Raw genomic sequence first — 19722 nt, 5'->3', positions numbered from 1 at the left:
CGCCACCTGCTCATTCGGCGCGATGTGAACGGTCGGGAATGTTGAGGGTGTAGATCCGAACAGTGGCGTTCCGGGGGCCCGGAGACGGCAGGTCTGCTCCGGGCGCCCCCTGCCCGCGCTAAGCGCGGGCTCGCGCGCAGAACCGACGACCTGGACGATCCGGTCAGGACCGCCACACGCCAACCACTCACTCGATGTCCTGGAAAAAGTGAAAGCTTCGGTCGCCCGCAATGCCGACCGAAGCTTTCCGCAAGCGTATATAAATCGCTCAAACGATCACTGCCGGCTTCAAGAAGCCTAGTATTGATCGGCTGGCAACCAACCTTGCGGCCGGTGCCTATATGCTTAAATCAACTGCCTCCTATGGCACCGCATTGCAGCATAACTTTCAAGCCCTAAAATTAGGCAGGTGCTTACTCAAAAACCGGCAACCTCTACAAATTCCTAACGTTCAGCATTACGTTACGTTCAATTAAGTCTCCGGGGCGTCGACAATGGGGTCATATTGCGACGCATCAAACCCCAATACGCTCCAGCTCTGCTGCATATGCGGGGGGAGAGGCGCCGATACATCGATCAGCCGCTCCTCCCGCGGATGCGGGATCACCAGCCGCCGCGCCAGCAGGTGCAGGCGATTCTGCAACCCGCCGGGCAACGGCCAGTTCTCGATATCGAAATACTTCGGGTCTCCGACAATTGGATGACCGATATGCGCCGCATGCGCGCGCAGCTGATGCGTACGCCCCGTCACCGGCTTCATCGACAGCCAGGACAGCTTCTGCGCCGCCTGGTCGACCACGGCGTAGTAGGAGACGGCGTGGCTCGCCTCATCGTCGCCATGGCGGGCGACTCGCATGCGCTCGGCCGCCTCGTCCTTGGCGAGATAGGTCGAGATGCGCCCCTGCCGCGGCTTGGGCACGCCCGGCACCAGCGCCCAGTACACCTTGCGCGCCGAACGGGAGCGGAAGGTCTTGGCCAGCGTCGACGCCGCGAGCCGGCTCTTGGCGATCAGCAGGATGCCCGACGTGTCCTTGTCGATGCGATGGACCAGGCGCGGCTTCTGGCCATCCTCGGCGCGCAGCGATTCCATCAGCCCGTCGACATGGCGGTAGGTGCCGGAGCCTCCCTGGACGGCCAGCCCGTAGGGCTTGTTCAGCACCATCACGTCGCGATCCTCATAGAGCGTGATGGATTTGAGGAAGGCCGCGTCCTTGTCATCAGCCACGGCGCGCTTCACCGCGGGGGCGGCCAGAGCTTCCGCCTCCCCTATCGCACGAGGGCGAGGGGGCGGGGCCTCGCCACGGGCGGCAGCCTCCTGAACTTCCAGATAATCGGCCGCGGAGGGCTGGGGCTTTTCCTCCAGCGGCGGGACGCGCACGCTCTGGCCGGCGGCCAGCCGCGTATTGGTCTTCACCCGGCCGCCGTCGACCCGCACCTGGCCGCTGCGCAACAGCTTCTGCAGGTGGCCGAAGGACAGGTCGGGAAAATGCGCCTTGAACCAGCGGTCCAGCCGCATCTCATCTTCGTCGCGGGCGACGGTACGTATCTCGACGGCCATGATGATGTCTCCTTGGCCAAGGAGATAGCCGAGCCGGGCCCTTGCGTCACGCGAATGCGCGTGTAAGCGCGAGCCCAGCGAACACGGCGATGAGCGACAACCCGACACTGCCTACAACATAGGCAATCGCCGACCAGGCTTCGCCGCGCTCAAACAGCACCGCCACATCGAGCGAGAAGGCGGAAAAGGTGGTGAACCCTCCCAATATGCCGGTCACCATGAACAGGCGCGCCGATAGCGACCAGCTCTCGCCAGCGCGGAACGCCAGCCAGCCGGCGATCACGCCGATCAGGAACGAGCCCAGCACATTGATGGCCAGCGTCCCGCCGGGAAAGTCGGTGCCGATCATTCGCGGCGCGGTCACGTTCACCGCATGCCGCAGCATGCCGCCTAGTCCGGCACCGACAAAAACCAGCAACCAATTCATCGCCCCGCCTCCGGAAACCGCCCTGCCCTGCCCTCGCCGACCTATCGTCCGCGCCGCTCCGCCCTCAGCTTCGCCCAGTACTCAAGCCGCTTCTTCACCTCGCGCTCAAAGCCCCGCTCATTGGGAGCGTAGAAATCGGTACGGCGATCGCCGGCGAGATCGTCGGGAAAGAAGGTCTGGCCGGCATAGGCGTCCGGATAATCGTGATCGTACCGGTAGCCCTCGTGGTAGCCGAGCTCCTTCATCAGCTTGGTCGGCGCGTTGAGAATGTGCTTGGGCGGCTGGAGCGAGCCGGTCTTCTGCGCCAAAGCGAGCGCGGTGTTGAAGGCCGAATAGGCGGCGTTGGATTTCGGCGCGGTGGCGACATAGGCGATGGCCTGCGCCAGGAACAGCCGGCCCTCCGGCCAGCCTACCCGATCGAAGGCCGTCCAGGCGGCCACCACCTGCGGCATCGCCTGCGGATCGGCCATGCCGACATCCTCGGACGCCGCGCAGCACAGCCGGCGGAAGATCGTGCCGGGGTCCTCGCCACCGGTGAGCATCCGCGCCGCCCAGTACATGGCGCCGTTCACGTCGGAGCCGCGCAGGCTCTTATGGAAACAGCTCAGCAGGTTGTAATGCTCGTCCTGCCCCTTGTCGTAGATCGGTGCCCGCTTCTGCATGGTCGCGGCGAGGCCGGCGACGTCGAGGTCCTTCTCCGGCGGCAGGCGGAACAGCTCCTCGACCATGCCCAGCAGATAGCGCCCGTCACCGTCCGCCATGCCGACGAGGGCAGCGCGGGCTTCCGGCTCCAGCGGCAGACGATGCCCCTCCAGTTCCTCGGCGCGGGCCAGCAGCCGCTCCATCGCGAGCGCGTCGAGCGGCTTGAACACCAGCACCCGCGCCCGCGACAGCAGCGCCGCGTTCAGCTCGAAGGACGGGTTTTCCGTGGTGGCGCCGATCAGGGTGATGGTGCCGTCCTCCATCACCGGGAGGAAGCTGTCCTGCTGGGCGCGGTTGAAGCGATGGATCTCGTCGACGAACAGCAGCGTGCCGGTGCCGACGGCGCGGCGCCCCCGCGCGGCCTCGAACACCTTCTTCAGCTCGGCGACGCCGGAGAAGATCGCCGAGACCTGCTCGAAATGCAGGTCTGTTTCCCGTGCCAGCAGCCGGGCCACCGTGGTCTTGCCGGTGCCGGGCGGCCCCCAGAAGATCAGCGAACCGATGGAACGCCCCTCGGCCATGCGGGTGAGGATGCCGTCCGGGCCGGTCAGATGCTCCTGTCCAACCACCTCGTCGAGCCGACGCGGACGCAGCCGGTCGGCGAGCGGGCGCGGCGCCCCCGCGTCCATTCCAGCTTGTGCGAACAGGTCGGCCATGGCGCGATCAGCCCGGCAACATGGCGGAGATCTTGCGCCCGCCGCGCTGCACGGTGATGCGCCAGACGCGGGACGGCGTCTGCGTCGCCCGCGAGAGGTCGGCGGTGCGGGCGATAGGAAGGCCGTTCACCTCCAGCACCACATCGCCGACGCGCAGGCTGCTGCGGTCGGCCGGGGAGCCCTCCTCGATGGCGGTAACCACCACCCCCTGGTCGACATCGACCGTGCGCAGTTCCTCCACAACAGCCGGCGACAGGTTGACCGCCGTGGCGCCGGTCAGCGGCGAACGCCCGCCGATGGTCACCTCGTCGCGCGGCGAGGTTTCCGGCGCGGGCTCCAGCGGCAGGTTGACCGCCAATTCCTTGCCCTGCCGCACCACCGTCACCGCCACGGCGCCGCCGAGCGGCCGGGTAGCGAAACGGTAGCCAAACGCATCGGGGTCATCGACCTCCTGGCCGGCAATCGCCGTCACCAGATCGCCAACCCGCAATCCGCCCTTCTCGGCCGGGCTGCCGGGCGTCACGCTCTGCACCAGCGAGCCGACCGGGCGCGGCAGGTCGAGCCCCTCGGCGATATCCGGGGTCACGCGTTGCAGCTTGGCGCCCAGCCAGGGCCGCCGCACCGACTTGCCGCCGTCGAGCGCCGACTGCACCACCACCCGGACCATGTCGGCTGGAATGGCGAAGCCGATGCCCTGCGAACCGCCGGAGCGCGAGAAGATCGCCGTATTGATGCCGACAACCCGACCGGCGGTGTCGACCAGCGCGCCGCCGGAATTGCCGGGATTGATGGCGGCATCGGTCTGGATGAAGAACTGGTAGTCGGTGATGCCGATCTGGGTGCGGGCGAGCGCCGAGACGATGCCCTGCGTCACCGTCTGGCCGACCCCGAACGGGTTGCCGATGGCCAGCACGATGTCGCCTACCTGCAAGTCATCGGAACTGCCGAGCTCGGCGAAGGTGAAATTGCCCTTGCCGCTCTTCAGCTTCAGCACGGCGAGATCGGTGCGCGGGTCGCGGAGCAGGATGTCGGCGTCGAACTCGCGCTTGTCGGCGAGCGCCACCCGCACTTCGTCGGCGCCCTCGATCACGTGATTATTGGTGATGACGAGCCCGCTCGCATCCACAACGACGCCGGAACCCAGCGCCCGCTGCATCCGCTCGCTCGGGCCGCCGAAGCCGGGCCCACCGGGGCCGCCCGGCCCGTTCGGCACGCCGAAGAAGCGGCGGAAGAACGGATCGTCGAACAGCGGGTTGCTCTGCCGCGCCTGCACCGTGCGCAGTGCGTAGACGTTGACGATGGCCGGCGCCGTCCGCGCCACCACCGGGGCGAAGCTGAGCGATATCTCGGCGCGCGAGGTCGGCACCCGGGGCGTCTGCGCCGCCGCGGGCTGGAAGGTGGCGATGAGGGCGAGGAGAGCGAGAGAGAGAATGGTGCGTTGCATGGCGGAAATATAAGCGCCGACCCATGGCGGAGAAAGGGCAGCCCCGGCGGCGAAAACGAAACGGGTCACGAATCGGCGACCGCCAGAACGACGAAGGGCGACCCTAAGGCCGCCCTTCGCTTGATGCATTCCAAAACCGATAGCGCGATCAGGCCGCGGCGTTCTCTTCCGACTTCGAGGCCTCGTGGCGGGCCAGATCGGCAGCGCCCTTGGCGCTCTCGTCACGATCCACCAGCTCGATCACCGCGATCGGAGCCGAATCACCATGGCGGAACCCCGCCTTGATGATGCGGGTGTAGCCGCCATTGCGCTCCTTGTAGCGCGGGCCGACGACGTCGAAGAGCTTGCGCACGACGGCGACGTCGCGGATCTCTGCGATCGCCTGGCGACGCGCATGCAGGCCGCCGCGCTTGCCGAGGGTGATGAGCTTCTCGACCACCGGGCGAAGATCCTTGGCCTTCGGCAGGGTGGTGACGATCTGCTCGTGAGTGATGAGCGCCTGGGCCATATTGGCGAACATGGCCTTGCGGTGCTCTGCGGTCCGGTTGAACCGGCGATATGCCTTGCCGTGGTTCATGGCAAAATTCCTACAATGCGACGGCTTTCGAGCCGGGGGATGGATGGAGCGACTCGAACGTCGCGCTCAATGCTCAGTAATGATCTTCGAACCGCTTGGCGAGATCCTCGATGTTCTCCGGCGGCCAGCCCGGCACTTCCATGCCGAGATGCAGGCCCATGCTGGCGAGAACTTCCTTGATCTCGTTCAGCGACTTGCGGCCGAAGTTCGGGGTACGGAGCATCTCCGCCTCGGTCTTCTGGATCAGGTCGCCGATGTAGACGATGTTGTCGTTCTTCAGGCAGTTGGCCGAGCGCACCGACAGTTCCAGCTCGTCGACCTTCTTGAGGAGCGCCGGGTTGAAGGGCAGCTCCTGCATCGCCGGGCTTTCGGCCTCGCGCTTGGGCTCTTCGAAATTCACGAAGATCTCGAGCTGGTCCTGCAGAATGCGCGCGGCATAAGCGAGCGCGTCTTCCGGGCCGATCGAGCCGTTGGTCTCGATGGTCATGGTCAGCTTGTCGTAGTCGAGGATCTGGCCCTCACGGGTGTTCTCGACCTTGTAGGAGACCTTCTTGACCGGCGAGTAGAGGCTGTCGACCGGAATGAGACCGATCGGCGCGTCCTCGGGACGGTTGCGGTCGGCGGCGACATAGCCCTTGCCGGTATCGACCGTGAACTCCATGCGGATCTCGGCGCCGTCATCGAGGGTGCAGAGCACCAGCTCGGGGTTCAGCACCTGCACGTCGCCGACCGTCTGGATGTCGCCGGCGGTGACGATGCCCGGACCCTGCTTCTTCACCACCATGCGCTTCGGGCCATCGCCGGCCATCTTGATGGCGATGTCCTTGATGTTCAGCACGATGTCGGTCACGTCCTCGCGAACGCCCGGGATGGACGAGAACTCGTGCAGCACGCCGTCAATATGGACCGAGGTCACCGCCGCGCCCTGCAGCGAGGACAAGAGGATGCGGCGCAGCGCGTTGCCGAGGGTCTGGCCGAAGCCACGCTCGAGCGGCTCGGCGACCACGGTCGCAAACCGCTTCGCATCGCTTCCGGCGGAGACTTCGAGCTTTTCGGGCTTGATGAGCTCTTGCCAGTTCTTCTGAATCACTTGCGTCACCCTTGCTCTCGACGGAGCCGCGGGCACCCTGCCCTGCGACCGCCGCTCCTGCCCGAAGGCCGGAGAGAATGCCAAACGCAGCGGAGCCGGTGGCGACGAGCGCCACCGGACAACGAATGCGTCAGACGCGCCGGCGCTTGCGCGGACGGCAACCATTGTGCGGGATCGGGGTAACGTCGCGGATCGACGTCACCATGAAGCCCGCCGCCTGGAAGGCGCGCAGCGCGGATTCACGGCCAGAACCGGGACCCGACACCTCGACCTCGAGGGTGCGCATGCCGTGCTCGGAAGCCTTGCGGGCGCAATCCTCGGCCGCGACCTGCGCCGCGTAAGGGGTGGACTTACGGGAGCCCTTGAAGCCCATGGCGCCGGCCGACGACCAGGCAATGGTGTTGCCCTGCGCATCGGTGATGGTGATCATGGTGTTGTTGAACGACGCGTTCACATGAGCCACGCCGGAGGCGATGTTCTTGCGCTCGCGACGCTTAATGCGGGTAGTATCCTTGGCCATCGACTTCTCGATCCTTCAGACGCGCCCGTAGTGCCAGGCGCTCGGGACAAACATGCATGCGAAGCTCGCGACGGCAGCCGCGAGCACGAAAGAAGCGGGCCGAAACCCGCCTCGACTCACTTCTTCTTGCCGGCGATCGGCTTGGCCGGACCCTTGCGGGTGCGGGCATTGGTATGGGTACGCTGACCGCGCACCGGCAGGCCACGACGGTGACGCAGGCCGCGATAGCAGCCGAGGTCCATCAGGCGCTTGATGTTCATCGCGACTTCGCGGCGCAGATCGCCTTCAACGATGTAGTCGCGATCAATGGCTTCGCGAATCTGGAGCACTTCCTGGTCGGTCAGCTGATTGACGCGACGCTCCAGAGGAATGCCGACCTTCTCGACGATATCGGCGGCGTTCTTCGCGCCGATGCCGTGGATATACTGAAGCGCGATGATGACGCGCTTGTTGGTCGGGATATTGACGCCTGCGATACGGGCCACGTGCCGTCTCCATGTGAACCGGCGAACCGGAATAAAACAAACCCGCGTCCGGTGGAGGCCGGCCCATGCGAGTACACGTACAAGGCGCCGCCCGACATCGCGGACGATGTCGAAAGACGACGCCTGCTTAAGTGAAGCGCGGCTCTTAGTGCGATTCCGGCACGGAGTCAAGCTCCACGCCGAAACCTCACCTGCCGCCTACACGGTTTCGAGAACGTCGGCGATCGCCTTCTCGACCTCGTCGATCGGGCGCATACCGTCCACGCTCACCAGAAGACCACGCTCGGCATAATAGGGAGCCACCACGGCGGTATCGCGGTTGAAGGCCTCGAGCCGGGTCTTGAAGATCTCCGGATCGTCGTCCTTGCGCACCGCCTCGCCGCGCTCGCGCGCTTCCTGCGCGCGCTGCAGGATGCGGCCGACCAGCTTCTCCTGGTCGACCTTGAACTCGATCACCGCGTCGAGCTTCTGCCCCTTGCGGGACAGCAGGGTGTCGAGCGCTTCGGCCTGCGGCACGGTGCGCGGGAACCCATCGAGGATGAAGCCCTTGGCGGCATCCGGCTCGTCGATCCGATCGGAGATGATGCCGATGACGATCTCGTCGGACACCAGCTTGCCGGCATCCATCACTTCCTTGGCCTTGAGGCCGACCGGCGTTCCGTTCCGCACGGCCTCACGGAGCATGTCGCCGGTGGACAGCTGCACGATGCCGTGCCGCTGCACCAGACGTTGTGCCTGAGTTCCCTTGCCCGCTCCAGGCGGACCAAGAAGAATCAGTCTCATCGACGCTTCCCCCTGAGCTTGGCCTTCTTGACCAGCCCCTCATATTGATGCGCCAGCAAGTGTCCCTGAACCTGAGCCACCGTGTCCATCGTAACGGAAACCACGATAAGCAACGACGTACCGCCGAAATAGAACGGCACTGCCGCATAGGAGATCAGGATCTCGGGAAACAGGCAGACGATCGCTAGGTAAGCCGCACCGATGACCGTGATGCGAGTCAGCACATAGTCGATATATTCGGCCGTGCGCTCGCCGGGCCGGATGCCAGGGATGAAGCCGCCGTGCTTCTTCAGATTGTCCGCGGTCTCGGTCGGATTGAACACGATCGCGGTATAGAAGAAGCAGAAGAACACGATCAGCAGCACATAGAGCAGCATGAACAGCGGCTGTCCGTGGCCGATCAGCGTCGTCACCGTGGTCAGCCATGCCGGGCCCTGCCCCTGCATGAAGCTGGCGACCGTGGTCGGAATCAGCAGCAGCGAGGAGGCGAAGATCGGCGGGATGACGCCCGAGGAGTTCAGCTTCAGCGGCAGGTGCGAGGACTGACCCTCATACACCTTGTTGCCGACCTGGCGCTTCGGATACTGGATCAGCAGCCGGCGCTGGGCACGCTCCACGAACACGATGAACATGATCACCGCGGCCGCCATCAGGATCACGGCGATGATCAGGCCGGTCGAGATCGCGCCCTGACGGCCGAGCTCCAGCGTATTGGCGATCGCCGACGGCAGCTCCGCGACGATACCGGCAAAGATGATCAGCGAGATGCCGTTACCGATGCCGCGCGACGTGATCTGCTCGCCGAGCCACATGAGGAACATGGTACCGCCGGTCAGCGTGACCACCGTCGAGATGCGGAAGAACCAGCCGGGATCCGCCACCACGGCGCCCGAGCCTTCCAAGCCCACGGCGATGCCATAGGACTGGAACACCGCGAGCACCACCGTCAGGTAGCGGGTGTACTGGTTGATCATCTTGCGGCCGGACTCGCCCTCCTTCTTCAGCGCTTCCAGCGTCGGCGAGACGGTGGTGAGCAGCTGAACGATGATGGAGGCGGAGATGTACGGCATGATGTTCAGGGCGAAGATGGCCATGCGCGAGACGGCGCCGCCCGAGAACATGTTGAAAAGGCCGATGATGCCCTGCTGCGCGGTGCGGAACACGTCCGCGAGCGCATCGGGATTGATTCCCGGCATCGGAATGTAGGTGCCCAGCCGATACACGAGAAGCGCACCCAGTGTGAACCAGATGCGCTTCTTCAGTTCTTCGGCTTTTGCCAGAGCACCAAAATTGAGGTTAGCCGCGAGTTGTTCCGCTGCGGACGCCATGGTGGCTGCGCTCCTCGCCTGTGCCCTGTATCAATTCGGAAGGCCTGACTTAAGCGTCAGGCCTCCGTTTCGCCAGTGGTCTCCGGCGCCGCCGGCAGCGTCACGGTGCCGCCGGCCTTCTCGACCGCCGCGATCGCCGACTTGGTGGCATGCGCCACGTCCAGCGAAATCTTCGCGGTCAGCTCGCCGGAACCCAGCACGCGCACGCCAGCCTTGGCACGGCGCAACGCGCCGGCGGCGACCAGGGCCGCCTCGGTCACGGGCTGCTTGGCATCCAGCTTGCCGGCATCGATCGCGGTCTGGATGCGGCCGAGGGTAACCTCGTTCCAGTCCAGCGCGAAGATGTTGTGGAAGCCGCGCTTGGGCAGACGGCGATGCAGGGGCATCTGACCGCCTTCGAAGCCCTTGATCGCGACGCCGGTGCGCGAGGTCTGACCCTTCACGCCACGGCCGCCGGTCTTGCCCTTGCCCGAACCGATGCCACGACCGACGCGCATGCGCTTCTTGCGCGAGCCGTCATTGTCCTTGATATCGTTGAGGTTGCTCATCGCCTGTCTCCTCTACCCGCCGTCACGCTTCGACGACGCGAACGAGGTGGCGGACCTTCTGGATCATGCCACGCACGGCCGGGGTATCCTCGAGCGTCGCCTGACGCCCGATCTTGTTCAGTCCGAGACCGACGAGCGTCGCCCGCTGGTCTTCCGGCCGGCGGATCGGGGAACCGACCTGCTCGACCGTGATCGTCTTGGTGCTCTTCGCCATGATACGCTCCAATCCCTGTCCGAAGCGCGTCAATCGGTCGCTTCGGCGTCGTCGATGCGACGGCGCGACTGAAGCTGCGACACCTTGAGGCTGCGGCGCGCCGCAACCAGACGCGGGCTGTCCTGGTTCTTCAGCGCATCGAAGGTCGCCCGAACCATGTTGTACGGGTTGGACGAGCCGAACGACTTCGCCACCACGTCCTGCATGCCCAGCGTCTCGAAGACGGCGCGCATCGGGCCGCCGGCGATGATGCCGGTACCCGCCGGGGCGGCGCGGAGCACCACCTTGCCGGCGCCGTGGTGACCATGCACGTCATGGTGCAGGGTACGGCCTTCGCGCAGCGGCACGCGGATCAGCGCGCGCTTAGCGGCATCCGTGGCCTTGCGGATGGCTTCCGGCACTTCGCGGGCCTTGCCGTGGCCGAAGCCGACGCGACCCTTCTGGTCGCCTACGACGACCAGCGCGGCGAAGCCGAAACGACGGCCACCCTTCACAACCTTCGCGACACGGTTGATGTGGACCAGCTTGTCCACGAACGTGTTGTCGCGATCTTCGCGTTCACGCTCACGTTCACGAGCCATGATCTTATCCTCGTCGTTCTGCGGGGGATCCCGCTCGTGATTAGAAGTTGAGTCCGCCCTCGCGGGCGGCCTCGGCGAGCGCCTTGACGCGGCCGTGATAGATGAAGGCGCCGCGGTCGAAGACCACGTCCTTCACACCGGCCGCGACGGCACGTTCCGCCACGAGCTTGCCGATCGCCGCAGCCGCCGCGACATCCGCGCCGGTCTTGAGGCTTCCCCGCAGATCCTTCTCGATCGTCGAGGCGGCGGCGATGGTCACGCCGCGCGCATCGTCGATGACCTGCGCATAGATGTGCTTCGACGAGCGATGCACCGAGAGGCGCGGCCGCCCGTTCGCCGCCGAGCGCAGGGCCCGGCGGACACGCGCCTTACGGCGCTCGGTAGCGTCCTGAAACTTTGCCATGGTACCGATCCGTTACTTCTTCTTGCCTTCCTTGCGGAAGATGAATTCGCCGGCGTACTTGACGCCCTTGCCCTTGTAGGGTTCGGGGCCGCGATAATCGCGGATCTCGGCGGCGACCTGCCCGACCTTCTGACGGTCGATGCCGGTGACGACGATTTCCGTCGGCTTCGGCGTGACGATCTGGATGCCTTCCGGGATCGCGTAGATCACGTCGTGGCTGTAACCGAGCGAGAGGTTCAGGTTCTTGCCCTGCACCGCCGCCTTGTAGCCGACGCCGCTGATCTCGAGCTTCTTCTCGAAGCCCTTGGTCACGCCTTCAACCAGGTTCGACACCAGCGTGCGGGACAGACCCCACATCGCCTTGTGACGGTTGGTCTCGCCGCGCGGCTTGAAGGAAATGACGTTGCCATCGAGGCTGGCGTCGATCTCGTCGACGATCTTGACCTCGAGAGCGCCCTTGGGTCCCTTAACCTTGACGGACTGGCCGTCAATGTTGGCGGTGACACCAGCCGGGACGGTGATGGTAGCTTTGCCGATCTTGGACATGTGCTCTCTCTCCTTCCCGATCAGAAGACCGTGAAGAGGACCTCGCCGCCCACGTTCTTGTCGCGGGCTTCGTGGTCCGCCATCACGCCCTGGGGCGTGGAGACGACAGCGACGCCAAGACCGTTGGCGACGCGCGGAAGGGTCTTCACCGACGAATAAACGCGGCGACCCGGCTTCGAGACGCGGGAGATCTCGCGGATCACCGGCTCGCCGTCATAGTACTTCAGCTCGATCTCGAACTCGCTGCGGCCGTTGACCGGCTCCGAGGTGGAATAGCCCCGGATGAAGCCTTCGGCCGCGAGAACCTCGAGAACCGACGCACGCAGACGCGAGCCGGGGGTCGAGATCTTTTCCTTACGGCGCATCTGCGCGTTGCGGATGCGGGTGATCAGATCACCAATGGGATCGGACGTGGACATGGGTCGACCCTCCTCACCAGCTCGACTTGACGAGGCCGGGCACCTGGCCCTGCGAGCCGAGCTCGCGGAGCGCAATGCGGCTCATCTTCAGCTTGCGATAGAACGCGCGCGGACGCCCAGTCACTTCGCACCGGTTACGGATGCGGGTCTTGGACGAGTTACGCGGCATCTCGGCCAGCTTGAGGACCGCGGCGAAGCGCTCCTCGATCGGCAGTTCCTTGTTCTGGACAAGGGCCTTGAGACGCGCGCGCTTCGCGGCGGCATTCTTCACCAGCGTGCGGCGGTGTTCGTTCTTTTCGACGGCGCTTTTCTTCGCCATATGCCTTTGCTCCTAGCTCTCCGCGTTTGGGGCTGTGCCCCACGGCCGGAAGGGGATGCTTACTGCCGGAACGGGAAGTTGAAGGCCTTCAGAAGCGCACGCGCCTCTTCGTCCGTCTTCGCCGTCGTGCAGACGATAATGTCCATGCCCCACATCTGATCAACCTTGTCGTAGTTGATCTCCGGGAACACGATGTGCTCCTTGATGCCCATGGCGAAATTGCCACGGCCATCAAAGCTCTTCGGGTTCAGGCCGCGGAAGTCACGCACGCGCGGCAGCGCGATCGTGACCAGGCGGTCGATGAACTCGAACATCCGGGTCTTGCGAAGGGTCACCTTCGCGCCGACCGGCTGGTTCTCGCGCAGCTTGAAGTTCGAGATCGCCTGACGGGCACGCGTCACGACCGGCTTCTGACCGGCGATCTGCGCGAGGTCCGCCGCAGCGGTCTGCACCTTCTTGGTATCGGCAGTAGCCTCGCCAACACCCATGTTGATGACGACCTTCTCGATCGTCGGCACTTCCATGGGGTTCTTGTAGCCGAACTGCTCGATCATCTGCTTGCGGATCTCGTCCTGATAAAAGGACTTCAGCCGCGGGCTATAGCTAACCTCAGCCATCGATCTTCTCCCCCGAGCGCTTGGCGACGCGCACCTTGGTGCCGTCAGCCTGCACAAGGAAACCGACGCGGGTCGGCTTGCCATCCTTCGGATCGGCGATCGCGATGTTCGACAGGTCGATCGGGGCCTCCTTGGAGATGATCCCGCCTTCCTGGTTCGCGCTCTGCCGCTGGTGGCGCTTCACCAGGTTGACGCCGCGAACCTTCGCGGTGCCTTCCTTGGGAAGAACCGAAATGACCTCGCCGGAGCGACCCTTGTCGCGGCCGGCGAGAACGACGACTTTGTCGCCCTTCTTAATCTTCGCCGCCATCACAGCACCTCCGGCGCCAGCGAGATGATCTTCATGTGGTTCTTGGCGCGAAGCTCGCGCGGAACCGGCCCGAAGATACGGGTGCCGACCGGCTCCTTGTTGTTGTTGATCAGCACGGCCGCATTGCGGTCGAAGCGGATCACCGAACCGTCGACGCGACGGATGTCCTTGGCGGTACGAACGACCACCGCCTTCATCACGTCGCCCTTCTTCACGCGGCCACGCGGAATGGCTTCCTTCACCGACACCACGATGATGTCGCCGACATGAGCGTATTTCCGCTTAGAACCGCCAAGCACCTTGATGCACATAACGCGACGCGCACCGGAATTGTCCGCCACGTCGAGATTGGTCTGCATCTGGATCATGACGCACCTATTTCTCGTAAAACTGCGCGCTGCGGTGAAGCTGGCGCACCCTCAACCCCGTTTCCGGGAAGCTCATTCGTGGAGTCCAGGCTGGAAGCTCAGACTTCCGCCCGCTTCTCGCCCTGGACGACGATCCAGTTCTTCAGCTTGGACAGAGGACGGCTCTCCTCGATCCACACGGTATCGCCTTCCTTCCACGCATTCGCCTCGTCATGGGCGTGATACTTCTTGGAACGGCGGACGGTCTTCTTCAGCAGCGGATGCGTGAAACGACGCTCGACACGGACCACGACGGTCTTGTCCTGCTTGTCGCTCACCACGACGCCCTGCAGCAAACGCTTCGGCATCGTTATCTCCTCACTTCGCCTGGGCCGCGGCGGCGGCCTTCTGCGCCTGGATCGTCTTGATCCGCGCGATATCGCGACGGATCTGACGCACGCGCGCGGTATTCTCCATCTGACCGGTCGCCTTCTGGAAGCGCAGGTTGAACTGCTCCTTCTTCAGGCCGAGCAGCTGGTCGCTGAGCTCGTCGACGGTCTTGGTCCGGATGTCGGAAGCCTTGGTCATGTTTCCCTCCGTCACTCGGCGATACGTTCGACGAAGCGCGTCTTGATCGGCAGCTTGGCAGCAGCGAGCGTCAGCGCTTCCTTGGCGATCTCCTGGCTCACGCCATCGATCTCGAACATGATGCGGCCGGGCTTGACCTTGGCGGCCCAAAATTCGGGAGCGCCCTTGCCCTTACCCATGCGGACTTCGGTCGGCTTCTTCGACACCGGCACGTCCGGGAACACCCGGATCCACACCCGGCCCGCACGCTTCATGTGACGGGTCAGCGCGCGGCGCGCGGCTTCGATCTGGCGAGCGGTCACCCGCTCCGGCTCGATCGCCTTCAGCCCGAACTGGCCGAAGTTGAGGTCAGTTCCGCCTTTCGCAACGCCGTGGATACGGCCTTTGAACTGCTTGCGGAACTTCGTGCGCTTTGGTTGCAGCATGTCGCGCCTCTTAATTCCTTATCCGTCAAAACTCACGCCGCGTCGCGGCGCGAGGGACGACCACCCGACGGCTCGTTGTCCGAAAGACGCTTATCCTGCGCCATCGGATCGTGCTCGAGGATTTCGCCCTTGAAGATCCAGACTTTGACACCACAGGTGCCGTAGGTCGTGAAGGCGGTGGCAGTACCGTAATCTACGTCCGCGCGCAAGGTGTGAAGCGGCACGCGCCCTTCACGATACCACTCCAGACGCGCAATTTCCGCGCCGCCAAGGCGGCCGGAGCAGTTGATACGGATGCCTTCGGCCCCGAGACGCATCGCGGACTGCACCGCGCGCTTCATTGCGCGACGGAAAGCGACGCGACGCTCGAGCTGCTGGGCGATTGATTCGGCAACGAGGCGCGCGTCGATTTCCGGCTTGCGGATCTCGACGATGTTGATGAAAACCTCCGAGCTGGTCATCTCGGCGACCTTCTTGCGCAGCTTGTCGATGTCCGCGCCCTTCTTGCCGATCACCACACCCGGACGCGCCGAGTGAATGGTCACGCGGCACTTCTTGTGCGGACGCTCGATCACGATCTTGGAGACCGCAGCCTGCTTGAGCAGCTTCTGCAGCATCTCGCGGATCTTGATGTCCTCGTGCAGCAGCTGGCCGTATTCGCCCTTGCTGGCGAACCAGCGCGAATCCCAGGTGCGGTTGATGCCGAGCCGGAGCCCGACCGGGTTGACCTTCTGACCCATCAGGCCTTCTCCTCGACTTCACGCACCACGATGGTGATATGCGAGAACGGCTTCTCGATGCGGCTCGCACGACCGCGGGCGCGGGCGGCGAAACGCTTCATGACGAGGCCCTTGCCGACATGGGCTTCCGCGACGATGAGATCGTCGACGTCCAGCTCATGATTGTTCTCGGCATTCGCGATCGCCGATTCCAGGCACTTCTTGACGTCGCCGGCGATCCGCTTGCGGGAGAACTGCAGGTCGGCGAGCGCGGTCGCGACCTTCTTCCCGCGGATCAGACCCGCGACGAGGTTGAGCTTCTGGGGGCTGACGCGAAGGTTACGCGCAACCGCCTTGGCTTCCGTATCCGCGAGCGTGCGCGGACGAGCTGCCTTTCCCATGACCCTTGCCTCTACTTCCGCTTGGCTTTCTTGTCCGCCGCATGCCCGTAATAGGTACGGGTCGGGGCGAACTCGCCGAACTTGTGGCCGACCATGTCCTCGTTCACCGAGACCGGGACATGCTTGTTACCGTTATAGACGCCGAAGGTGATCCCCACGAACTGGGGCAGGATCGTGGAGCGACGGCTCCAGATCTTGACCACCTCGTGGCGCCCCGAGGCGCGCACGGCTTCCGCCTTCTTGAGGAGGTAGCCGTCGACGAACGGACCTTTCCAGACCGATCGAGACATAATTCAGATTCCCTCGCTCACTTCTTGCGGGCGTGACGGCTCGACACGATGAACTTCGTGGTCGACTTGTTCTTCCGGGTCTTCTTGCCCTTGGTAGGGAAGCCCCAGGGGGTAACCGGATGACGGCCGCCCGAGGTGCGGCCTTCGCCGCCGCCGTGCGGATGGTCGACCGGGTTCATGGTCACACCACGGTTATGCGGCATGCGGCCCAGCCAGCGCTTGCGGCCGGCCTTGCCGAGGTTGGTGTTCATGTGGTCCGGGTTGGAAACCGCACCCACCGTTCCGCAGCACTCGCCGTGGATCAGACGCTGCTCACCCGAGTTCAGGCGGATGATCACGTAGCCGTTGTCGCGGCCGACGATCTGCGCATAAGAGCCGGCGGAGCGGGCAATCTGGCCACCCTTGCCGATCTTCATCTCGACATTGTGCACGATCGTGCCGACCGGCAGATTGCCGAGCGGCGCGGTGTTGCCGGGCTTCACATCGACGCTCTTCGAGGCGATCACCTTGTCGCCCACAGCGAGACGCTGCGGAGCGAGGATGTAGGAGAGCTCGCCGTCCTCATACTTGATGAGGGCGATGAACGCCGTGCGGTTCGGGTCGTACTCGATCCGCTCGACCACGGCCGGCACATCGCGCTTGGCGCGCTTGAAGTCGACCAGGCGGTACGACTGCTTGTGGCCGCCGCCGCGGAAGCGAACGGTCACGCGACCGGTGTTGTTGCGGCCGCCAGCTTCCGTCTTGCCTTCGGTCAGCGTCTTGACCGGCTTGCCCTTGTACAGGCCCGAGCGGTCGACGATGACGAGCTGACGGAGGCTCGGCGTTACCGGCTTGAAGGTTTTGAGCGCCATGTCTCTGATCCCTTGTCCCGGCTCACAGACCCGTCGTGATGTCGATGGTGTGGCCCTCGGCGAGGGTCACAACCGCCTTCTTCACGTCGTTCTGCACGCCCTTGCGGCCCTTGAAGACCTTGGTCTTCCCCTTGCGGACCAGCGTGTTGACGCTCACGACCTTGACGTCGAAGAGCTTCTCGACCGCTTCCTTGATCTGCGGCTTGGTAGCCGTCAGAGCAACCTTGAAGACGACCTTGTTATGCTCGGACGCAGCCGTGGCCTTCTCGGTGATCACCGGGGACACGATCACGTCGTAGTGGCGCGGATCGAGACTCATTTGAAGCGCGCCTCCAGAGCGTCGACAGCCGCCTTCGTCAGCACCAGAGTCTGGCGACGCAGGATGTCGTAGACGTTGATGCCCTGCACGGGCAGCACGTCGAGGTGGATGATGTTGCGCGAGGCAAGACCGAAGTTCGGATCCACCTCGGCACCGGAAATCACCAGCGCGTTGGACAGGCCGAGAGACGCCAGCCGCTCCTTGAGCAGCTTGGTCTTCGGCTCGGCGAGGGTCGCGTCATCGAGAACGATGATCTGCTGTTCCTTCGCCTTCACCGACAGCGCGTGCTTCAGCGCCAGCGCCCGGACCTTCTTGGGAAGGTCGGAAGCATGGCTGCGCTGCACCGGGCCGAACGCCTTGGCGCCGCCGCGGAACTGCGGAGCGGAAGCCGCACCGTGGCGAGCGCCGCCAGTGCCCTTCTGCTTGTACATCTTCCGCTTGGTGCGGTTGACGTCAGCGCGCGACAGGGTCTGGTGCGTGCCGGCCTGGCGGCGGGCAAGCTGCCACACCACCATGCGGTGCAGGATGTCCTGGCGGGGCTCGAGACCGAAGATCTCGTCCGACAGCGTCACGGAGCCGGCATCGGCCCCTTCGAGAGTTTTGACGGCGAGTTCCATCACACGGTCTCCTCGGTCGCAGCCTCAGCCGCCGGAGCGACGTCGGCGGCAGGAGCTTCAGCCTCGCCCGGCAGCCGGAACTTGCCCGGCTTCGGCGCTTCGGCCGGCAGTGCCCGCTTCACCGCGTCGGCGACGATGATCCAGCCACCCTTGGTGCCGGGAACCGCGCCTTCGACGGCGATCAGGCCGCGCTCCACATCCGTGAGCACCACCTTGAGATTCTGGGTGGTCACGGTCTCGACGCCCATGTGACCGGGCATCTTCTTGTTCTTGAAGGTCTTGCCCGGGTCCTGACGGCCACCGGTCGAACCGATCGAACGGTGCGAGACCGACACGCCGTGGGTGGCGCGCAGACCGCCGAAGTTGTGACGCTTCATGCCGCCGGCAAAACCCTTACCGGTGGAGGTCCCCGTCACGTCGACGAACTGACCGACCACGAAATGGTCCACCGTGAGCTCAGCCCCGACCGGGATGAGCCCGTCTTCCTCGACGCGGAACTCGGCGAGCTTGCGCTTGGGCTCGACCTTCGCCACAGCGAAGTGCCCGCGCATGGCGCGCGTCGTGTTCTGCGGCTTTGCGCGGCCGACGCCGAGCTGAACCGCGACATATCCGTTCTTGTCGATCGTCCGGTGGGCAACCACCTGGCAATTATCGACTTTCAGCACAGTGACCGGAATATGCTCGCCTGCATCGGTAAAGATGCGGGTCATTCCGACCTTCTGGGCGATGACGCCTGACCGCATGGCCGTGTCCCCTCGCCTTTCTCAGAGCTTGATCTCGACGTCGACACCCGCAGCGAGGTCGAGCTTCATCAGCGCGTCCACGGTCTGGGGGGTCGGGTCGACAATGTCCAGCAGACGCTTATGCGTCCGCATCTCGAACTGCTCACGCGACTTCTTGTCGACGTGAGGAGAGCGGTTGACCGTGAATTTCTCGATCCGCGTCGGCAGCGGGATAGGTCCGCGAACCTGGGCGCCGGTGCGCTTCGCCGTGTTGACGATTTCGCGCGTGGAGGCGTCCAATATACGGTGATCGAACGCCTTCAGGCGGATCCGAATGTTCTGGCCGTTCATTTGACTTCAAGGCTCCCAGAGGGCTCGCCAATAGGGCTCTATTACGAGCTCCACGAAAAAGGGGCGCAGGCGAACCGGCGCCCCTCGGGATTTGCTTCCTACTTCACTCGATGATGGCGGCGACGACGCCGGCACCGACGGTACGTCCGCCTTCACGGATGGCGAAGCGCAGCTTCTCTTCCATCGCGATCGGCACGATCAGCGCCACGTCGACCGAGATGTTGTCGCCGGGCATCACCATTTCCGTGCCTTCCGGCAGCGTCACCACGCCCGTCACGTCCGTCGTGCGGAAGTAGAACTGCGGGCGGTAGTTGGTGAAGAACGGCGTGTGGCGGCCGCCCTCTTCCTTCGTCAGGATGTACGCCTCGGCCTTGAACTTGGTGTGCGGCTTCACCGAACCCGGCTTGCACACGACCTGGCCGCGCTCCACGTCCTCGCGCTTGGTGCCGCGCACCAGGATGCCGACATTGTCGCCCGCCTGGCCCTGATCGAGCAGCTTGCGGAACATCTCGACGCCGGTCACCGTGGTCTTGATGGTCGGGCGAATGCCCACCACTTCGACTTC

General features: G+C 64.6%; 32 protein-coding genes. All 32 read right to left on the bottom strand.

Annotation, left to right across the window (positions count from 1 at the left end; genetic code table 11):
• Positions 1-472: 472 nt before the first annotated feature.
• Positions 473-1558, bottom strand: a complete 1086-nt coding sequence (locus tag LGR54_RS21560) for an RluA family pseudouridine synthase (protein WP_230364019.1) — start codon at positions 1556-1558, stop codon at positions 473-475.
• A gap of 46 nt (positions 1559-1604) precedes the next feature.
• Positions 1605-1985 carry a fluoride efflux transporter CrcB gene (gene crcB, locus LGR54_RS21555; protein WP_230364018.1) on the bottom strand — a complete coding sequence of 127 codons (381 nt, stop codon included), beginning with the start codon at positions 1983-1985 and terminating at the stop codon, positions 1605-1607.
• A 41-nt stretch (positions 1986-2026) separates the two neighbouring features.
• Entirely contained in the window at positions 2027-3343 is a 1317-nt protein-coding gene (locus LGR54_RS21550) for a replication-associated recombination protein A (protein ID WP_230364017.1), read from the bottom strand.
• Positions 3344-3350: 7 nt separating this feature from the next.
• Positions 3351-4787 (bottom strand): Do family serine endopeptidase, encoded by a 1437-nt coding sequence (locus LGR54_RS21545; protein WP_230364016.1) that lies wholly within the window; start codon positions 4785-4787, stop codon positions 3351-3353.
• 148 nt (positions 4788-4935) lie between these two features.
• On the bottom strand, positions 4936-5364 hold the full coding sequence (gene rplQ / locus LGR54_RS21540) for a 50S ribosomal protein L17 (RefSeq protein WP_230364015.1): 429 nt from the start codon (positions 5362-5364) through the stop codon (positions 4936-4938).
• Between the two features lie 73 nt (positions 5365-5437).
• The gene (locus LGR54_RS21535; protein ID WP_370638254.1) at positions 5438-6463 is read right to left on the bottom strand and encodes a DNA-directed RNA polymerase subunit alpha; all 1026 of its coding nucleotides are present in this window, start codon (positions 6461-6463) and stop codon (positions 5438-5440) included.
• A gap of 121 nt (positions 6464-6584) precedes the next feature.
• Complete coding sequence (rpsK, locus tag LGR54_RS21530; RefSeq protein ID WP_213356507.1) at positions 6585-6974, bottom strand: 30S ribosomal protein S11; 390 nt, start codon at positions 6972-6974, stop codon at positions 6585-6587.
• Positions 6975-7090: 116 nt separating this feature from the next.
• Positions 7091-7459: a 30S ribosomal protein S13 gene (rpsM, locus tag LGR54_RS21525; protein WP_230364014.1), complete on the bottom strand. Its 369-nt coding sequence runs from the start codon at positions 7457-7459 to the stop codon at positions 7091-7093.
• A 198-nt stretch (positions 7460-7657) separates the two neighbouring features.
• Positions 7658-8242, bottom strand: coding sequence for an adenylate kinase (locus tag LGR54_RS21520; protein WP_230364013.1), 585 nt, complete (start codon positions 8240-8242; stop codon positions 7658-7660).
• The gene (gene secY, locus LGR54_RS21515; RefSeq protein WP_230364012.1) at positions 8239-9570 is read right to left on the bottom strand and encodes a preprotein translocase subunit SecY; all 1332 of its coding nucleotides are present in this window, start codon (positions 9568-9570) and stop codon (positions 8239-8241) included. The genes LGR54_RS21520 and secY overlap by 4 nt, the downstream gene beginning before the upstream one ends.
• Before the next feature lie 56 nt (positions 9571-9626).
• The gene (gene rplO / locus LGR54_RS21510; protein ID WP_230364011.1) at positions 9627-10118 is read right to left on the bottom strand and encodes a 50S ribosomal protein L15; all 492 of its coding nucleotides are present in this window, start codon (positions 10116-10118) and stop codon (positions 9627-9629) included.
• Between the two features lie 22 nt (positions 10119-10140).
• Complete coding sequence (rpmD, locus tag LGR54_RS21505) at positions 10141-10332, bottom strand: 50S ribosomal protein L30 (protein WP_230364010.1); 192 nt, start codon at positions 10330-10332, stop codon at positions 10141-10143.
• Between the two features lie 29 nt (positions 10333-10361).
• Positions 10362-10913, bottom strand: a complete 552-nt coding sequence (gene rpsE, locus LGR54_RS21500) for a 30S ribosomal protein S5 (RefSeq protein ID WP_213356496.1) — start codon at positions 10911-10913, stop codon at positions 10362-10364.
• 40 nt (positions 10914-10953) lie between these two features.
• Positions 10954-11316, bottom strand: coding sequence for a 50S ribosomal protein L18 (gene rplR / locus LGR54_RS21495; protein WP_214006587.1), 363 nt, complete (start codon positions 11314-11316; stop codon positions 10954-10956).
• A gap of 12 nt (positions 11317-11328) precedes the next feature.
• Positions 11329-11862: a 50S ribosomal protein L6 gene (gene rplF / locus LGR54_RS21490; RefSeq protein ID WP_230364009.1), complete on the bottom strand. Its 534-nt coding sequence runs from the start codon at positions 11860-11862 to the stop codon at positions 11329-11331.
• A gap of 20 nt (positions 11863-11882) precedes the next feature.
• Positions 11883-12281 carry a 30S ribosomal protein S8 gene (gene rpsH, locus LGR54_RS21485; RefSeq protein ID WP_230364008.1) on the bottom strand — a complete coding sequence of 133 codons (399 nt, stop codon included), beginning with the start codon at positions 12279-12281 and terminating at the stop codon, positions 11883-11885.
• A gap of 13 nt (positions 12282-12294) precedes the next feature.
• Positions 12295-12600, bottom strand: a complete 306-nt coding sequence (gene rpsN, locus LGR54_RS21480) for a 30S ribosomal protein S14 (RefSeq protein ID WP_213356488.1) — start codon at positions 12598-12600, stop codon at positions 12295-12297.
• A 59-nt stretch (positions 12601-12659) separates the two neighbouring features.
• Positions 12660-13217 (bottom strand): 50S ribosomal protein L5, encoded by a 558-nt coding sequence (gene rplE, locus LGR54_RS21475; RefSeq protein ID WP_230364007.1) that lies wholly within the window; start codon positions 13215-13217, stop codon positions 12660-12662.
• Complete coding sequence (rplX, locus tag LGR54_RS21470) at positions 13210-13527, bottom strand: 50S ribosomal protein L24 (RefSeq protein WP_214006582.1); 318 nt, start codon at positions 13525-13527, stop codon at positions 13210-13212. Before rplX ends, rplE begins: the two co-directional genes overlap by 8 nt.
• A complete protein-coding gene (gene rplN, locus LGR54_RS21465; RefSeq protein ID WP_018390610.1) occupies positions 13527-13895 on the bottom strand; it encodes a 50S ribosomal protein L14 in 369 nt (122 codons plus the stop codon). Before rplN ends, rplX begins: the two co-directional genes overlap by 1 nt.
• A 98-nt stretch (positions 13896-13993) precedes the next feature.
• Positions 13994-14242, bottom strand: a complete 249-nt coding sequence (gene rpsQ, locus LGR54_RS21460) for a 30S ribosomal protein S17 (protein WP_230364006.1) — start codon at positions 14240-14242, stop codon at positions 13994-13996.
• 10 nt (positions 14243-14252) lie between these two features.
• Positions 14253-14462 carry a 50S ribosomal protein L29 gene (gene rpmC, locus LGR54_RS21455; protein WP_214006581.1) on the bottom strand — a complete coding sequence of 70 codons (210 nt, stop codon included), beginning with the start codon at positions 14460-14462 and terminating at the stop codon, positions 14253-14255.
• Between the two features lie 11 nt (positions 14463-14473).
• Entirely contained in the window at positions 14474-14887 is a 414-nt protein-coding gene (gene rplP, locus LGR54_RS21450) for a 50S ribosomal protein L16 (RefSeq protein ID WP_214006580.1), read from the bottom strand.
• A gap of 32 nt (positions 14888-14919) precedes the next feature.
• Entirely contained in the window at positions 14920-15627 is a 708-nt protein-coding gene (gene rpsC, locus LGR54_RS21445; RefSeq protein WP_230364005.1) for a 30S ribosomal protein S3, read from the bottom strand.
• Positions 15627-16007 (bottom strand): 50S ribosomal protein L22, encoded by a 381-nt coding sequence (gene rplV, locus LGR54_RS21440; protein ID WP_018390605.1) that lies wholly within the window; start codon positions 16005-16007, stop codon positions 15627-15629. Before rplV ends, rpsC begins: the two co-directional genes overlap by 1 nt.
• Positions 16008-16018: 11 nt before the next feature.
• Positions 16019-16297, bottom strand: a complete 279-nt coding sequence (rpsS, locus tag LGR54_RS21435) for a 30S ribosomal protein S19 (protein WP_213356476.1) — start codon at positions 16295-16297, stop codon at positions 16019-16021.
• A gap of 17 nt (positions 16298-16314) precedes the next feature.
• Entirely contained in the window at positions 16315-17148 is an 834-nt protein-coding gene (gene rplB / locus LGR54_RS21430) for a 50S ribosomal protein L2 (RefSeq protein ID WP_230364004.1), read from the bottom strand.
• A 22-nt stretch (positions 17149-17170) separates the two neighbouring features.
• Positions 17171-17467 carry a 50S ribosomal protein L23 gene (locus LGR54_RS21425; RefSeq protein ID WP_214006577.1) on the bottom strand — a complete coding sequence of 99 codons (297 nt, stop codon included), beginning with the start codon at positions 17465-17467 and terminating at the stop codon, positions 17171-17173.
• Positions 17464-18084: a 50S ribosomal protein L4 gene (gene rplD / locus LGR54_RS21420; RefSeq protein WP_230364003.1), complete on the bottom strand. Its 621-nt coding sequence runs from the start codon at positions 18082-18084 to the stop codon at positions 17464-17466. The genes LGR54_RS21425 and rplD overlap by 4 nt, the downstream gene beginning before the upstream one ends.
• Positions 18084-18827 carry a 50S ribosomal protein L3 gene (gene rplC, locus LGR54_RS21415; RefSeq protein WP_230364002.1) on the bottom strand — a complete coding sequence of 248 codons (744 nt, stop codon included), beginning with the start codon at positions 18825-18827 and terminating at the stop codon, positions 18084-18086. Before rplC ends, rplD begins: the two co-directional genes overlap by 1 nt.
• 21 nt (positions 18828-18848) lie before the next feature.
• The gene (gene rpsJ / locus LGR54_RS21410) at positions 18849-19157 is read right to left on the bottom strand and encodes a 30S ribosomal protein S10 (protein WP_068022220.1); all 309 of its coding nucleotides are present in this window, start codon (positions 19155-19157) and stop codon (positions 18849-18851) included.
• Between the two features lie 103 nt (positions 19158-19260).
• Positions 19261-19722: EF-Tu/IF-2/RF-3 family GTPase (locus tag LGR54_RS21405; protein ID WP_255607904.1), on the bottom strand; the 462-nt coding region annotated here is incomplete at its 5' end.

Origin of the sequence: Ancylobacter sp. Lp-2, assembly GCF_020523795.1 — a bacterium.
Taxonomy (GTDB): Bacteria; Pseudomonadota; Alphaproteobacteria; order Rhizobiales; family Xanthobacteraceae; genus Ancylobacter.
This window is presented reverse-complemented; position numbering and strand designations above follow the sequence as displayed.

Coding starts and splice junctions, on each gene's coding strand:
- LGR54_RS21560 (WP_230364019.1), bottom strand. CDS start 1,558: ATGGCCGTCGAGATACGTACCGTCGCCCGCGACGAAGATGAGATGCGG.
- crcB (WP_230364018.1), bottom strand. CDS start 1,985: ATGAATTGGTTGCTGGTTTTTGTCGGTGCCGGACTAGGCGGCATGCTG.
- LGR54_RS21550 (WP_230364017.1), bottom strand. CDS start 3,343: ATGGCCGACCTGTTCGCACAAGCTGGAATGGACGCGGGGGCGCCGCGC.
- LGR54_RS21545 (WP_230364016.1), bottom strand. CDS start 4,787: ATGCAACGCACCATTCTCTCTCTCGCTCTCCTCGCCCTCATCGCCACC.
- rplQ (WP_230364015.1), bottom strand. CDS start 5,364: ATGAACCACGGCAAGGCATATCGCCGGTTCAACCGGACCGCAGAGCAC.
- rpsK (WP_213356507.1), bottom strand. CDS start 6,974: ATGGCCAAGGATACTACCCGCATTAAGCGTCGCGAGCGCAAGAACATC.
- LGR54_RS21520 (WP_230364013.1), bottom strand. CDS start 8,242: ATGAGACTGATTCTTCTTGGTCCGCCTGGAGCGGGCAAGGGAACTCAG.
- secY (WP_230364012.1), bottom strand. CDS start 9,570: ATGGCGTCCGCAGCGGAACAACTCGCGGCTAACCTCAATTTTGGTGCT.
- rplO (WP_230364011.1), bottom strand. CDS start 10,118: ATGAGCAACCTCAACGATATCAAGGACAATGACGGCTCGCGCAAGAAG.
- rpmD (WP_230364010.1), bottom strand. CDS start 10,332: ATGGCGAAGAGCACCAAGACGATCACGGTCGAGCAGGTCGGTTCCCCG.
- rpsE (WP_213356496.1), bottom strand. CDS start 10,913: ATGGCTCGTGAACGTGAGCGTGAACGCGAAGATCGCGACAACACGTTC.
- rplR (WP_214006587.1), bottom strand. CDS start 11,316: ATGGCAAAGTTTCAGGACGCTACCGAGCGCCGTAAGGCGCGTGTCCGC.
- rplF (WP_230364009.1), bottom strand. CDS start 11,862: ATGTCCAAGATCGGCAAAGCTACCATCACCGTCCCGGCTGGTGTCACC.
- rpsH (WP_230364008.1), bottom strand. CDS start 12,281: ATGTCCACGTCCGATCCCATTGGTGATCTGATCACCCGCATCCGCAAC.
- rpsN (WP_213356488.1), bottom strand. CDS start 12,600: ATGGCGAAGAAAAGCGCCGTCGAAAAGAACGAACACCGCCGCACGCTG.
- rplE (WP_230364007.1), bottom strand. CDS start 13,217: ATGGCTGAGGTTAGCTATAGCCCGCGGCTGAAGTCCTTTTATCAGGAC.
- rplX (WP_214006582.1), bottom strand. CDS start 13,527: ATGGCGGCGAAGATTAAGAAGGGCGACAAAGTCGTCGTTCTCGCCGGC.
- rplN (WP_018390610.1), bottom strand. CDS start 13,895: ATGATCCAGATGCAGACCAATCTCGACGTGGCGGACAATTCCGGTGCG.
- rpsQ (WP_230364006.1), bottom strand. CDS start 14,242: ATGCCGAAGCGTTTGCTGCAGGGCGTCGTGGTGAGCGACAAGCAGGAC.
- rpmC (WP_214006581.1), bottom strand. CDS start 14,462: ATGACCAAGGCTTCCGACATCCGGACCAAGACCGTCGACGAGCTCAGC.
- rplP (WP_214006580.1), bottom strand. CDS start 14,887: ATGCTGCAACCAAAGCGCACGAAGTTCCGCAAGCAGTTCAAAGGCCGT.
- rpsC (WP_230364005.1), bottom strand. CDS start 15,627: ATGGGTCAGAAGGTCAACCCGGTCGGGCTCCGGCTCGGCATCAACCGC.
- rplV (WP_018390605.1), bottom strand. CDS start 16,007: ATGGGAAAGGCAGCTCGTCCGCGCACGCTCGCGGATACGGAAGCCAAG.
- rpsS (WP_213356476.1), bottom strand. CDS start 16,297: ATGTCTCGATCGGTCTGGAAAGGTCCGTTCGTCGACGGCTACCTCCTC.
- rplB (WP_230364004.1), bottom strand. CDS start 17,148: ATGGCGCTCAAAACCTTCAAGCCGGTAACGCCGAGCCTCCGTCAGCTC.
- LGR54_RS21425 (WP_214006577.1), bottom strand. CDS start 17,467: ATGAGTCTCGATCCGCGCCACTACGACGTGATCGTGTCCCCGGTGATC.
- rplD (WP_230364003.1), bottom strand. CDS start 18,084: ATGGAACTCGCCGTCAAAACTCTCGAAGGGGCCGATGCCGGCTCCGTG.
- rplC (WP_230364002.1), bottom strand. CDS start 18,827: ATGCGGTCAGGCGTCATCGCCCAGAAGGTCGGAATGACCCGCATCTTT.
- rpsJ (WP_068022220.1), bottom strand. CDS start 19,157: ATGAACGGCCAGAACATTCGGATCCGCCTGAAGGCGTTCGATCACCGT.